At 30.1% G+C, this 13,467-nt stretch carries 15 protein-coding genes; all 15 read left to right on the top strand.

Going from position 1 to position 13,467, the window contains the following annotated elements:
- Position 1: 1 nt before the first annotated feature.
- The gene (locus tag CSPA_RS19795) at positions 2-475 is read left to right on the top strand and encodes a HyaD/HybD family hydrogenase maturation endopeptidase (protein ID WP_015394141.1); all 474 of its coding nucleotides are present in this window, start codon (positions 2-4) and stop codon (positions 473-475) included.
- Positions 476-485: 10 nt separating this feature from the next.
- A complete protein-coding gene (gene hypA, locus CSPA_RS19790; protein ID WP_017810450.1) occupies positions 486-827 on the top strand; it encodes a hydrogenase maturation nickel metallochaperone HypA in 342 nt (113 codons plus the stop codon).
- A gap of 2 nt (positions 828-829) precedes the next feature.
- Complete coding sequence (hypB, locus tag CSPA_RS19785) at positions 830-1,489, top strand: hydrogenase nickel incorporation protein HypB (RefSeq protein WP_015394139.1); 660 nt, start codon at positions 830-832, stop codon at positions 1,487-1,489.
- Between the two features lie 28 nt (positions 1,490-1,517).
- Positions 1,518-1,745 carry a twin-arginine translocase TatA/TatE family subunit gene (locus CSPA_RS19780; RefSeq protein ID WP_015394138.1) on the top strand — a complete coding sequence of 76 codons (228 nt, stop codon included), beginning with the start codon at positions 1,518-1,520 and terminating at the stop codon, positions 1,743-1,745.
- A gap of 10 nt (positions 1,746-1,755) precedes the next feature.
- The gene (gene tatC / locus CSPA_RS19775; protein ID WP_015394137.1) at positions 1,756-2,487 is read left to right on the top strand and encodes a twin-arginine translocase subunit TatC; all 732 of its coding nucleotides are present in this window, start codon (positions 1,756-1,758) and stop codon (positions 2,485-2,487) included.
- Between the two features lie 16 nt (positions 2,488-2,503).
- Positions 2,504-3,235: a twin-arginine translocase subunit TatC gene (gene tatC / locus CSPA_RS19770; RefSeq protein ID WP_015394136.1), complete on the top strand. Its 732-nt coding sequence runs from the start codon at positions 2,504-2,506 to the stop codon at positions 3,233-3,235.
- A 77-nt stretch (positions 3,236-3,312) separates the two neighbouring features.
- Complete coding sequence (locus tag CSPA_RS19765; RefSeq protein WP_015394135.1) at positions 3,313-3,537, top strand: HypC/HybG/HupF family hydrogenase formation chaperone; 225 nt, start codon at positions 3,313-3,315, stop codon at positions 3,535-3,537.
- Positions 3,524-4,606: a hydrogenase formation protein HypD gene (gene hypD / locus CSPA_RS19760; RefSeq protein WP_015394134.1), complete on the top strand. Its 1,083-nt coding sequence runs from the start codon at positions 3,524-3,526 to the stop codon at positions 4,604-4,606. The genes CSPA_RS19765 and hypD overlap by 14 nt, the downstream gene beginning before the upstream one ends.
- 171 nt (positions 4,607-4,777) lie before the next feature.
- Positions 4,778-5,788, top strand: a complete 1,011-nt coding sequence (gene hypE, locus CSPA_RS19755; RefSeq protein WP_015394133.1) for a hydrogenase expression/formation protein HypE — start codon at positions 4,778-4,780, stop codon at positions 5,786-5,788.
- Between the two features lie 140 nt (positions 5,789-5,928).
- Entirely contained in the window at positions 5,929-8,211 is a 2,283-nt protein-coding gene (gene hypF, locus CSPA_RS19750) for a carbamoyltransferase HypF (RefSeq protein WP_015394132.1), read from the top strand.
- A 106-nt stretch (positions 8,212-8,317) separates the two neighbouring features.
- Positions 8,318-9,325, top strand: coding sequence for a HoxN/HupN/NixA family nickel/cobalt transporter (locus CSPA_RS19745; RefSeq protein WP_015394131.1), 1,008 nt, complete (start codon positions 8,318-8,320; stop codon positions 9,323-9,325).
- Positions 9,326-9,847: 522 nt separating this feature from the next.
- Positions 9,848-10,456 (top strand): uridine kinase family protein, encoded by a 609-nt coding sequence (locus tag CSPA_RS19740; RefSeq protein WP_015394130.1) that lies wholly within the window; start codon positions 9,848-9,850, stop codon positions 10,454-10,456.
- A 951-nt stretch (positions 10,457-11,407) separates the two neighbouring features.
- Positions 11,408-12,031, top strand: coding sequence for a class I SAM-dependent methyltransferase (locus CSPA_RS19735; RefSeq protein WP_015394129.1), 624 nt, complete (start codon positions 11,408-11,410; stop codon positions 12,029-12,031).
- A gap of 75 nt (positions 12,032-12,106) precedes the next feature.
- Positions 12,107-12,415 carry a nucleoside triphosphate pyrophosphohydrolase gene (locus CSPA_RS19730; RefSeq protein WP_015394128.1) on the top strand — a complete coding sequence of 103 codons (309 nt, stop codon included), beginning with the start codon at positions 12,107-12,109 and terminating at the stop codon, positions 12,413-12,415.
- Between the two features lie 53 nt (positions 12,416-12,468).
- Complete coding sequence (locus CSPA_RS19725; RefSeq protein WP_015394127.1) at positions 12,469-13,431, top strand: helix-turn-helix transcriptional regulator; 963 nt, start codon at positions 12,469-12,471, stop codon at positions 13,429-13,431.
- Positions 13,432-13,467 lie beyond the last annotated feature (36 nt).

Below are 13,467 nucleotides of genomic sequence, written 5' to 3'. Positions count from 1 at the left end.
TATGAATAGTACTGTCATTATTGGAATAGGAAATATACTTTTAAAAGATGACGGTGTAGGAGTTTGTGTTATAAGACAATTAGAAAAGGAAAATCTTCCATCTACTATTGAATTAGTAGATGGAGGTACTTCTACATTAGATACATTAAGTTATTTTTTAGAATATAACAAGGTGATAATTATAGATTGCTTAAAAGCAGGATATAAGCCAGGAACTATTTATAAAATTAATCCAGAGGATATTAACGGTTATAAAAAGGAAAATTTATCAATACATGATGTTCAGATATTAGATGTAGTTCAAATGGCAAATATGCTTGGTAAATTCCCTAAAGTTGTAATATTTGGGATAGAACCTGAAGAAATATGTTTAGATACCGAAATAACTGAAACCATGAAAAATAAAATTCCTGAAATCATAAAACATATTAAAGCTGAGCTTAATATGAAAGAAGATGAACTAAATATAGGATAGGTGAATGCTTATGCATGAAGTATCAATTATAGAAAATACCATAAAAATTGTTCAAGAAAAGGCAAAGGAAAATAACTTAAAGAATGTATCTAAAATAACTATAAAAATTGGAGAGCTTTCTGGCGTAATGTCAGAATCTTTGGAATTTGCATTTCAAGGTATGTCAAAAGGAACCATAGTTGAAGATGCAAAGTTATTAATAGAAAAAGTTGATGCCAAAGCCTTGTGTGATGATTGCAATATTACATTTGAAATAGATCATTTTAATAAATTATGTCCAAACTGTAATAAGTTCTCCACTAATATCTTAAGTGGATATGAACTTTATGTTAGTACAATTGAAGGAGAATAGAGATGAGTGAAATTAAAGTAGTAACCAATATACTTCAAACAAATGATGAAATAACTGCTAAAAATAAAAAAATATTAGATGAAAAAAGAATTTATGTTGTTAATTTAATGAGTTCACCAGGTTCAGGTAAAACTTCAATACTTGAAAAAGTTATTGCTAAATTAAAGAATGAAATAAAAATTGCTGTAATAGAAGGTGATATTTATACAACTAAGGATGCAGAAAGAATTGAAGCACAAGGCATACCAGTTGTACAAATAAATACAGGTGGAGCATGTCATTTAGATGGAGATATGATCAAAAATTCACTGGATTCATTAAATTTAGATAGCATGGAGCTTCTTGTAATAGAAAATGTAGGAAATCTTGTGTGTCCTGCTGAATTTGAGATTGGTGAAGATATCAAAATTAGTGTTTTAAGCACCACAGAAGGAAATGATAAACCACTTAAGTATCCTTTAATGTTTGAAAAAAGTGGAGCAGTTATTCTAAATAAAATAGACTTGTTGCCATTTACTAATTTTAACAAAGAAGAGTTTTATAAAGATATAAAGTCTTTAAATGCTAATGCGGTAACCTTTGAAACAAATTGTATAAAAGATGAAGGAATAGATGAATTTTGTTCCTGGTTAAAGGACAAGGTTGTTGAAAAAAGAAAATAATAAATAGGATTTTAGGAGGAAGAGTAATATGCCAAGAATAGGATTTCCAGAATTAATAGTTATATTAGTAATTGCTTTAGTAATTTTTGGACCAGGAAAACTTCCATCAGTAGGTAAATCTATTGGAGAAGCAATTAAAGAGTTTAAGAAAGCATCAAATGATTTAACAAAGAATGATGATGATATTGCTGCTACTGAAGCAAAAACTGAAGAGATAAAAGAAGAAAAGAAAGACGAGAAAAAAGAAGAAAAGTAGGAGTGAAGGTATGGTAAAGAGTGAACAGATTGTTCATATAGCACATGTTCTAGAGAAATTCAGAAAAGTAATAATAGGAATATTTGCTATTGTTATTATTGCCACAGCAGCAATGTATTTTCAAGTGGATTATATTATAAAGATTTTAATTAAACCACTTAATGGGATTGATTTATATTTTATGACTCCTGTTGAAGGCTTTATGGCAAAAATGAAGGTCGCATTTTTAGGCGGAGTTATAGTTTCTTCTCCTATAATAACTTATTTATTAATATCTATCGGAGCTTCAAAAATTGATAAGAAAGTTAGAAGGTTGCTTTATTTTGTTATAATTCCACTTGCTGTAGCACTATTTATAGGCGGCATTTTATTTGGATACAAATTTTTACTGCCATCAACTATAGGTTTCTTATTAGATTGTGGAAATGATTTTATGAAAGCAACTTTATCAGGCAGCGATTATTTTTCTTTTATAGGAACATTGCTGTTGACTATAGGTATACTGTTTGAACTTCCACTCATACTCATTGCTTTGTCAAGACTCAGAATAGTTAATAGTAAAATGTTAAAAACCAAGAGAAAGTTTGCTGTAATGTTATCACTAATTACTGTAGCAATTGTTTCACCTTCATTAGATGCTGTAACTTTTATTTTAGTAACTATGCCTATAATAGCTTTATATGAAATTAGCATTGGTTGTATTTACTTATTAGAAAAAAGAGATAAAGCACATAAATACTGATTTTAGAGGTGATTATATGGCTGATGAAAATATAAAAGACATGTCTGTGGTGGATCACCTTAGAGAGTTGAGAAAGAGATTAATAATAAGCATTATATTTGTGGCTATAGCAGCAGGAGTAATATATGATAAGGTTTATTACTTAATAGAAATATTGATGTACCCTATAAAGAAGTTTGATTTAAATCTTGTCTATTTTTCAATAACAGAGGGATTCGTAACTAGAATGGAGTTAGCAATATTCACTGGTACTATAGCTGTAAGTCCAATTATAATATATGAAATTGCAGCATTTGTTAATCCAGGGCTCACTAAGAAAGAAAAAAAACTATTATATATAAATTTATATTTTATAGTTATCTTATTTCTTTTTGGTATGTTTTTTGGATACATATTATTAATACCACTAATCTTAAATTTTCTTATATCGTATGGACAAGAGTATATGAATCCACTACTTTCAGGAAGAACATATTTCAGTTTCATAGGCATTTTTTGCTTTTTCATAGGCGTAGTATTTTTGATGCCTTATGCAATTGTAATTTTAGGAAAAATGTCATTGTTAAGTTCTAAAATTCTTAAAAAATGGAGAAAATATATCATTTTCTTTGCTTTAACTTTAGAAGGTTTGTTCTTGTCTAATGCAGGATTATTTACTTGCATATTAACAATTTTACCCATAATAATACTATATGAAACAAGTATATGGATTGTTTATTTTATAGAAAAAAGAAAGAAGAAAGAGTAGAGTTTCGTATTTGAAACTCTACTCTACATTAAAAGAGATAAAGTTAAAATTTAATCTGATGTTTAGGAGGAAGTATTATGTGCTTAGCAGTTCCAGGAAAGATTTTAAGCTTACATGAATTTAGAGGAATTATAGAAATAGGTAATATGAAAAGAGAAGTTTTTATGCAGCTAATTCCAGATGCAAAAGTTGGAGAATATGTATTAGTCCACGCAGGTTGTGCCATAGAAAAAATTGATGAAGAAGAAGCAGCAAAAACTTTAGAACTGATAAAGGAGCTATCAGATAATGAAATTTGTTGATGAATTTAGAAATGGAGACTATGCTAAAGGCCTTGTGAAATTAATACAAAATATTACTAATGAAAAAATAAATATAATGGAAGTGTGTGGAACTCATACTATGTCAATATTTAGATATGGAATAAGGGATATACTTCCTGAAAATATAAAGATAATATCAGGACCAGGGTGTCCTGTATGTGTTACTCCTCAAAGTTACATTGATACAGCTTTAGAGTTAAGCTTAAATAAAGATGTTATAATTGCAACTTTTGGAGATATGATGAGAGTGCCAGGTAAGACAACTTCTTTAATGAAAAGAAAAGGAGAAGGAGCAGATATTAGAATTGTATACTCACCAATGGATGCACTCACACTTGCTGAAAACAATTCATCAAAAAAAATAATTTTTCTTTCAGTTGGATTTGAAACAACAACGCCAATGACTGCAATAACAGCAATAGAAGCAAGAAAGAAAGGAGTAAAAAATTTATTTTTTTTAACTGCTCATAAAATAGTTCCACCTGCCATGAAGACTCTTGTAGAAGATAAGGAAATAAATATAGATGGATTTTTACTTCCAGGGCATGTTAGTGCTGTTATAGGTAAAAAACCATATGAATTTTTAGGCAGTGAATATAAAATTCCAGGAGTTATAGCTGGCTTTGAACCCTTAGATATACTGGGCAGCTTAAATAAACTTATTAATATGATAAATGAAAAAGATTATGACGTAATAAATGATTATAAAAGAATAGTCAGGGATTGTGGGAATCCAGAGGCTTTAGGGTATTTACATAAAGTTTTTGAAGTTACTGAAAGTGCTTGGAGAGGAATTGGTGTTATTCAAAGTAGCGGATATAAATTCAATAAAGAATATGAAGATTTTGATGCGATAAAGCATTTTAATATAGATTATAAGGACTATGATGGAAGTCCAGGCTGTAGGTGTGGCGATATACTTAAAGGAAAAATAACTCCTTTTGAATGTCCACTATTTAAGAAGGCCTGCACACCTGAAAATCCTGTAGGATCTTGCATGGTATCTTCAGAAGGTACTTGTGCTGCTTATTATAGATACAGTCTATAATAAGCAGGGTACAGTTTGTACCATTTATGGTATCCTATGGGTAATTTACAGTTTAGTAGGATATTTCTTCGAAATATCTTACTAAGATTCACATGGAGACCAAATCCAATCTTAATCAAGTTTCACTTAATTAAGGGAAATAATTATAGATATATAATAGGAGGAATAAATATGGAAGAGAGAATTTCATTAAGTCATGGTAGTGGTGGAAAACAAACTAATAACCTAATTAATGATTTATTTATAAAGTATTTTAATAATGAAATTATAAGTGAAATGAATGATTCTGCGCAAATTAGTCTAGATGGCAGCAAGAGAATTGCTGTCACTACAGATTCCTTTGTAGTTAATCCCATATTTTTTAATGGGGGAGATATTGGAAAGCTTGCAGTTTGTGGTACGGTAAATGATTTAGCCATGAGTGGGGCTAAACCTTTATATTTAACCAGTGCATTTATTATAGAAGAAGGATTTGAAATAGAAAAACTAGAGATGATTGTAAAATCTATGGCAGATGCAGCAGAAGAAGCTAAGATTCAAATAGTAGCTGGTGATACTAAAGTAGTTGAAAAAGGTGGAGTGGATGGAGTATTTATAAATACATCTGGAATAGGCACAATTTATGAGAATACAAATATTAAAGCATATAATGCCATGGCTGGAGATGTGGTTATTGTTAATGGAACTTTAGGTGATCATGGAATGACTATCATGTGCCAAAGAAGCGGAATAGATATAGAAGGCGAATTAAAAAGTGATTGTGCACCTTTAAATTCCCTTGTGGATTCAATGCTCGAAGTATGTTCTGATATTCATGTCCTAAGGGATGCTACAAGAGGTGGAGTTGCAGCTGTTTTAAATGAAATTGCAGAAATGAGCAAAGTATCCATTGAACTAGATGAAAGTTCAATTCCTATAAGTGAAGAAGTAAAAGGAAGCTGCGAACTTTTAGGATTAGATCCATTATATATTGCTAATGAAGGTAAATTATGCTGCTTTGTATCAGAAGCTTATGCAAATCAAGTATTAGAGGCAATGAAAAAGCATTCACTTGGGGCTAATGCAGCGATTATTGGCAGAGTTATAGAGCAGGTGCCACAAAAAGTATATTTAAAAACAATTATAGGTGGAAAGCGAATAGTAGACATGCCTTCAGGTCAGCAGCTGCCTAGAATATGCTAAATTAGGCATATGAAAGAAAATAGATAGAGGATTGACTTTTTATTTTTTGATAATGCCTTAGGAATGAGGTTAGATAAAAATCATTTGGGTTGGTCTAGCAGCTATCTAGGATATTTTAAGCTATAGGAAGGTGTTATGTTATGAAGAGATTATTTTTGAAAGTAGAGGGGATTGTTCAAGGGGTAGGTTTTAGACCTTTTGTTTATAATGAAGCTCTAGCACTTGATTTAAAAGGGTGGATTAATAACAATTCAGAGGGAGTATATATTGATGTGGAGGGAGAAGAAGAGAAGTTAAATGACTTTATTAATAATTTAAAACTTAAAAAACCTTCATTAGCTAAAATAGAAAATATAATCATACAGGAAAAAGAGCTTATAAATTATAAAAGCTTTGATATTAGAGAAAGTGAAAGAAAAGATGAAAAAATCACTTTAATTTCTCCAGATGTGGCTACTTGTAAAGATTGTATTGAAGATATTACAAATCCATCAAACAAAAGATATAGATATCCATTTACAAATTGTACAAATTGTGGTCCGAGATTTTCAATAATAAAATCTATTCCATATGATAGAGATAACACAACTATGAAGAAATTTAAAATGTGCAGAGAATGCAATGAAGAATATACTGATCCAGTTAACAGAAGATTCCATGCACAGCCCAATGTTTGTAAGGAATGTGGTCCTGAGCTTTGGATTCAGGATTTCAAAGGAATAAAGATAGAAACTAAGGATGTATTAGGATGGACAAGAAAAAAACTTAAGGAAGGCAAAATTTTTGCTATTAAAGGCCTTGGGGGATTTCATTTAGTTTGTGATGCTGAAAATGAAGAAGCAATAAATATACTAAGAACTAGAAAAAAAAGACCACACAAATCCTTTGCTGTTATGATGAAAGATATAGACAAGGTTAAAAGGTATTGTTATGTAAATGAGGAAGAGGAAAAAGTACTTATAGGCATAAAGAAACCAATAGTAATACTGGATCAGATTGATAGTTACAATTTATTAGAATCAATAGCACCAAAGCAAAAGACATTAGGAGTTACGCTGCCTTACACCCCGCTGCATTATTTACTATTTGAAGATAAGGTTGAAATTTTAATTATGACAAGTGCAAATGTTAACGGATTACCTTTAGAATATAATAATGAAAGTGCAATTGATAATTTAAAGGACATTGCAGATTATTTTTTATTACATAATAGAGACATTTATATGCCAATAGATGATTCAGTAGTAAGAGTAGTAGATAATGAAGTGCGCATAGTAAGAAGAGCAAGAGGATATGTGCCTGAGCCTATAAAAATAGAGAATCCAAAAGAAATCTTAGCTTGTGGTTCAAATATGAAAAATACTTTTTGCATTGGAAAAGAAAATTATTTATTTTTAAGTCAATACAATGGGAATTTAGAAAATATAGAAACAATTGAACATTATAAGAATAATATAGAACATTTTAAAAATATATTTCATTTCACTCCCAAGTATATTGCTTGTGACATGCATCCAAATTATGCTTCTAGTGAATATGCATATAATTCACCCTTACCTAAAATTCAAGTTCAGCATCATCACGCACATATTGTAAGCTGCTTAGTAGAAAATAACATAAATAAAAAAGTTATTGGAATTGCTTATGATGGAACAGGTTATGGAATTGATGGAAGGATCTGGGGAGGAGAATTTTTACTTTGTAATAACAAAGAATTTACCAGATTAGGACATTTAGACTATATAAAAATGCCTGGTGGTGACAAGGCTGTTAAGGAACCATGGAGAATGGCTGTAGCATATATATATAAGATTTTTAAGTCAAAGATATGGAAGGAATGCAGCTCAGATACACAAATGAGAGAAATATTAATTAGACTCTATGGAAATAAAGCAATTAATATAATAGCTATGATTGAAGCAGATATTAATTGCCCTGAAACCTCAAGTATGGGACGCTTTTTTGATGCTGTATCAAGCTTAATTGGAATTAGAAACCATATTACATATGAAGGTCAAGCCGCTATTGAACTTGAAGCAGCTGCTTCTAAGAAGAGTTTGGATTTTTATGATTATGATATACCTTTAAGTGAAGGCTATATTTTGAAACCAGAAAAAATTATTGCAGGTATTATAAAAGATAAATTAATAGGTGAAGAAGCATCTATTATTTCAGATAAGTTTCATAATACAATAATTAAATGCTCAAAAGATATGTGCAATCTAATTAGAAAAGATACAGGTGTTAATGAAGTAGCATTAAGCGGAGGGGTATTTCAAAATTCTTATTTGTTGAAAAATTTAATAAATGACTTGGAAAATGAAAAATTTACTGTATATACAAATAAACTTATACCAGCAAATGATGGTGGTGTGGCATTAGGACAAATTGTCATAGCAAATGAAATATTAAATAAGAAATAGGATAAGTATGTGTAATTATTTTTCATACTTTATCTCAGGTCTAGCCTGCAAATATGTTGAATGTAATTTTATTTTTTCATAAACTAGTGAGAGAGGAGAGGTTGATATGAACTTCCCATTAAAAAAACATCACAAATGGATACCTTATGGTATTATAGTACTACTATTGCATGTTATAGGAATACTACTTTTATTAGCCAATATAACTAAATATCCACAGATAGTTGGACTTGGCTTTTTAGCTTATACACTAGGTTTAAGACATGCTTTTGATGCAGATCATATAGCTTCAATTGATAACACTGTTCGTAAATTGGTACAACAAAAAGAAAATCCTTTAGGTGTTGGTTTTTTCTTTTCTATTGGACATTCCTCGGTAGTATTTATCATGTCAATATTGACTGTGTTTTCAATGAAATGGGCTCAAGAGAATATCCCTTATATAAAAACTATAGGCAGTGTAATTGGTACAACCGTATCAGGCAGTTTCCTTATGCTTATAGGATTATTAAATTTATATATATGGTTTGATATTTACAAACTTTTTATTGGAGTACGCAAGGGGAAATTTGATGAAGAGCATATGAATCGGATTTTATTACAACGAGGATTTGTTTCACGCTTTTTTGGATTTTTGTATCGCTTCATCAATAAGAGCTGGCATGTGTATCCACTTGGTTTTTTATTTGGCTTAGGATTTGATACTGCATCAGAAGTAGCACTTTTAGCTATTTCTGCAAATGCTGCAACCCAAGCTGTTCCATTTTCTATGATAATATCTTTGCCAATTCTTTTTGCTGCTGGAATGAGTTTAATGGATACTGTGGATGGAATATTTATGACTACTGCATATAATTGGGCATTTTCAACTCCTTTACGCAAGATTTATTATAATTTATCAGTAACAGGATTGTCTATAATAGCAGCATTAGGTATAGGATTTATTGAATTAGCACAGATATTAACGCCTAAATTGGGATTGAATTACGGAATTTGGGAATGGATACAAAATCTTAATTTTGCTGGAATAGGATATGTACTTGTAGTTCTATTTATTTTATCATGGGCAGTATCGTACATAATTTGGAAAGTATTCCGTTTTGAAAAGGTGTAAATAAATACATATTCTTGATGGAATGGGAACAAGTAGAGGTAAAAAAGTGAGAATTATAATAAACCACACAATTTCTAAATTAAAATCTGTTTAATGGTGTATGTAATGAAGATGTGTAAATCTTATAAAAAAATGTTTTAATTTTTATAAATTTTGATATAATATAAATTAGAAAAGCTTAGTGCTGTAACACTAAGCAATCCTTAGAACAAAAGTAGATAGCCCAAATTTTATATTTGGTGCTGGTCACTTTCACAAAGTGCTTATTTTGTTTTAGGGCTATTAGATTAGATTTTTTAAATAATCTTAGAAAAAGTGCTTATCTTGTTGGGATGGGGCACTTTTTTCTTTACTTTTAACTTCAATATCAAGGCCAAGAAACTTAGCTTTAAATTTTAAATGATATATGAAAAGATTATGCACATTATTACTGTAGAAATACCTCCGCAGGAGTGTATTTCAATAAATTCAGTATAGGAAATCTGCTTTTGGGCAGCCGGATTTTAAATGTTGGAGGGAACAATGGGAAAGGAACTTAAGCCATTAATTTATAATGAATACAAAGATGTATTTGATGTAATTGAAAATTTATTAAAAGATAATGAAAAGTTATTAATTGCAATTGATGGAAGATGTGGTGGAGGTAAGAGTACTTTGGGATTACTGCTTAAAGAGCAGTTTGATTGTAACATTTTCCATATGGATGATTTTTTCTTACCTCTTGAGATGAAAACTGAAGAAAGGTTAAAAAAGGCTGGCGAGAATGTTCACTATGAAAGGTTTGAGGAGGAAATATTAAAGCCTCTTCAAAACGGAAAGTCTGTTACATATAGGAAATATCTGTGTAATATATGGGAATTTAGTCAGCCCATCAAAGTTGAATCAAAGAACTTAACTATAGTTGAAGGAAGTTATAGTCTTCATCCTAAATTAAGAAATTACTATGATTATAAAATTTTTATAAATGTTAATTCAAAGGTACAATATGAGAGAATACTAAAACGTAACGGAAAAGAAAAACTACAAGATTTTCTAAATAAATGGATTCCTATGGAAGAACATTATTTTGCAGAATTAGATATTAGGAATCAATGTGATTTAATACTCGATACTACTATGATGACAATATAGATGAGTGAAGGTACTATAATAAGTTCAGATGAAGAGATTAAAATGTATAAAATAAATAATCCATTACATTAGTTTTTATATCGATGTTCTTAATTTCAGTTTCTGTTGGTGCGATTATTTTTACATTTAGCGGAAAAATCATGGAGATATTTGTATATAATTAAGCAAAACTTTTAAATAAATTCTAAAAGTTAAAATGTATGTAATGAAGATGTGTAAATCTTATAAAAAATATGTTTTAATTTTTAAAAAATTTGATATAATATAAATAAGAAAAGCTTAGTGCTGGTAACACTAAGCAATCCTTAGAACTTTTATTTTGTTTTAGGGCTATTGGATATAATTTTAAATTTTAAGTTAAGAGATTAAAGCACTAATCATTATGGGATGGGTGCTTTTTCTCTTTGCCATTAAATTCTATATGAATTCCAAGAAAATTAATCTCTATTATCGATTTAGAAATAAAGAGATTATGCACATTATTACTGTAGAAATACCTCCGCAGGAGTGTGTTTCATTAAATTCATCTATCTAATAATATAAAGAGTAGTAAAACATTTAATAATCAATTCTAGCATATCAAATACCACCCCCTAACCATGATGAAATATCACCAATGGTCCTAGGGAGATATTACGAAACTTAGATTCTTTGAATCTTTAGTTGAGTTATGCTGTGCATAAAAAGTTCAAAACCTCCACAGCCATCCTTCTGTGGTTACAATATTTACATTGGTTATTGTACCACAATTATCTAGTGGTATATAGTAGCAAATGCTGGTAAAAGAGCATTTAAAAATTTAGATAAATTAACTAGTTATAAGTAAGGAAGTAACTAAATTTAAGAATATAAAACTTAGAGGAATTAGCTGAATGGACAGAGAATTTACTTATTAATATATAGTGATTTGTTATAGTTACAAGTATAAAAAGAACAAATAGGAGAAAGTTAATGGAGAATAAAAAGTTTTGGGATAATATTTATAAAAATAAAATAGTAAAGAAACCATTCTATGATTTGTGGTTAGATAGATATGTTGATATTTTGAAGAAATGCAGGAATGAAGAAATAATTGATTTAGGCTGTGGGATTGGAGCAGATACTTTATATCTAAGCGAAAAAGGGTATAAGGTAATTTCATGTGATTATTCAGAAGAAGCTTTAAAGAAATTAAAAGAAGCTATACCAGAAGCAAAAACAATTCTAATGGATCTTTCTAAAACTTTACCTTTTGAGGATGGAAGTAAGGGGCTTATAATAGCAGATTTATCTCTTCATTATTTTGATGATAAAACAACCCAAAATATAATTAAAGAAATAAGGAGAGTATTAAAACCTAAGAGCAGCTTAATTGGAAGAGTGAATTCTATAAATGATTTTAATTTTGGAGCAGGATGTGGAGAAGAAATAGAAAAGAATTTCTATTTGACAGAGGCTGGATATAAGAGGTTTTTCACTAAAGAAGAGATTCATTTTTATTTTAGTGATTTTGTAATTGAGGTTTGTGAAGAAAACAGTATTTTGAAGTATGGAAATGAGAAAAAAGCAATTGAGTTTATGGTAAGGAAAGGATAACTTTCAGTATAATGACAATGGAACATTGGAAGAAATTTATATTTAAATGAATAATTACGAAAAGAGTGAAAAGTAATGAAGACATATAATAAATTAGTAAGAGATAAAATTCCAGAAATAATAAAAGCAGATGGAAGAGCATGTGATACTGTAATTGTAGCTGGAGATGAAAAGTACAAGCTTTTGGAAGCTAAATTACAAGAGGAAGTTAATGAATTTTTAGAAGATAAGAATTTAGAGGAATTAGCTGACGTAATGGAGGTTTTATTTGGACTCGCTGATAGCTTAGGTTATAGTGAAGACGATCTTTTAAAGGTTAGAGATAAGAAGAGAGAGGAACGCGGGGGCTTTAAGGAAGGGATTGTGCTTAACTCTGTATTGTAAATTGTGCATATTTTAACATGGTTTATCATGGATTTAGGGAAGTGAGGAGCATTATGCCAAAAAATGATAATATGCTAGCAATTTTATGGATGCTGAATTCAGGTGCAAAAATAACTGCAAAGGAAATATCTGAAAGGTTAGAAATAAACATAAGGTCAGTTTATCGTTACATAGATGCATTGTGCGTTAGTGGAGTGCCAATAATATCGGAGCCTGGTCATAATGGCGGATATAGTTTGCTTAACAATTTTATTAGAACACCTTTGTTTTTTGATATTGAAGAGAAAAAATCACTTTTGCATGCTGCAACTTTTGCAATGGAAGCAGGCTATCCTTTTATAGAAGCACTAAATAGTGCAACATCAAAGTTAAAGAGGTTCTCGAATCAAGAACAAGAAAAAAATCTTAATCGTCATTTAGTGGGATTTGAAGTATTGAGCCGTGTTTGTGATCCAGCTGTCAAACCTATATTAAGGGAGATTGAACAAGCTGTTGCTAATGAATGCTCTATGGAAATTGAATACTGTACAGGTTATGAAGGAAATCCTAAGCATAGGTTTGTTGACCCATATGGGATGCTTTATTGGAACGATAAATGGTATGTTATTGGATTTTGCCATCTTAGGAATGAAATTCGCAGCTTTAGGGTAGATAGAGTAGTAAATATTATAAGCACTCAAAATACGTTTAAGCGTCCTGAAGCTTTTTCGGCTCGTGAGTTTTTTATAAAAAACTTATTATCCGATGTGGAAAGCAAAGAAGGACTTTGCACTTTAGTAATTGAGGGTAAATCAAAAGCATTGAATGACCTTTGTGCACATTGGTTTTTAGGATATCATCTGATAGAACGAACTGAATGCAGAGCTAATTTTTTAATGGATGAATACTCAATCCATACCTATGTTCCTCATATTCTACTCCAATATGGTAAGTCAATAAAGGTGCTTGAACCAAATAGTTTTAAAGATGCTATGGCAGCAATTCTTAAAGATTTGATGGCCCATTATCTTAACTGACCAAATTTGTCAGTGAAGATAATATATAATAGTTCG

This window comes from Clostridium saccharoperbutylacetonicum N1-4(HMT), from assembly GCF_000340885.1.
Classification (GTDB): Bacteria; Bacillota; Clostridia; order Clostridiales; family Clostridiaceae; genus Clostridium; species Clostridium saccharoperbutylacetonicum.
The sequence above is the reverse complement of the archived record's forward strand: the minus strand, read 5'-3'. Positions and strand labels throughout refer to the sequence as shown.

Bases quoted from the DNA above. Each gene is read 5' to 3' on its own strand.
- CSPA_RS19795 (WP_015394141.1), top strand. From the start codon at position 2: ATGAATAGTACTGTCATTATTGGAATAGGAAATATACTTTTAAAAGAT.
- hypA (WP_017810450.1), top strand. From the start codon at position 486: ATGCATGAAGTATCAATTATAGAAAATACCATAAAAATTGTTCAAGAA.
- hypB (WP_015394139.1), top strand. From the start codon at position 830: ATGAGTGAAATTAAAGTAGTAACCAATATACTTCAAACAAATGATGAA.
- CSPA_RS19780 (WP_015394138.1), top strand. From the start codon at position 1,518: ATGCCAAGAATAGGATTTCCAGAATTAATAGTTATATTAGTAATTGCT.
- tatC (WP_015394137.1), top strand. From the start codon at position 1,756: ATGGTAAAGAGTGAACAGATTGTTCATATAGCACATGTTCTAGAGAAA.
- tatC (WP_015394136.1), top strand. From the start codon at position 2,504: ATGGCTGATGAAAATATAAAAGACATGTCTGTGGTGGATCACCTTAGA.
- CSPA_RS19765 (WP_015394135.1), top strand. From the start codon at position 3,313: ATGTGCTTAGCAGTTCCAGGAAAGATTTTAAGCTTACATGAATTTAGA.
- hypD (WP_015394134.1), top strand. From the start codon at position 3,524: ATGAAATTTGTTGATGAATTTAGAAATGGAGACTATGCTAAAGGCCTT.
- hypE (WP_015394133.1), top strand. From the start codon at position 4,778: ATGGAAGAGAGAATTTCATTAAGTCATGGTAGTGGTGGAAAACAAACT.
- hypF (WP_015394132.1), top strand. From the start codon at position 5,929: ATGAAGAGATTATTTTTGAAAGTAGAGGGGATTGTTCAAGGGGTAGGT.
- CSPA_RS19745 (WP_015394131.1), top strand. From the start codon at position 8,318: ATGAACTTCCCATTAAAAAAACATCACAAATGGATACCTTATGGTATT.
- CSPA_RS19740 (WP_015394130.1), top strand. From the start codon at position 9,848: ATGGGAAAGGAACTTAAGCCATTAATTTATAATGAATACAAAGATGTA.
- CSPA_RS19735 (WP_015394129.1), top strand. From the start codon at position 11,408: ATGGAGAATAAAAAGTTTTGGGATAATATTTATAAAAATAAAATAGTA.
- CSPA_RS19730 (WP_015394128.1), top strand. From the start codon at position 12,107: ATGAAGACATATAATAAATTAGTAAGAGATAAAATTCCAGAAATAATA.
- CSPA_RS19725 (WP_015394127.1), top strand. From the start codon at position 12,469: ATGCCAAAAAATGATAATATGCTAGCAATTTTATGGATGCTGAATTCA.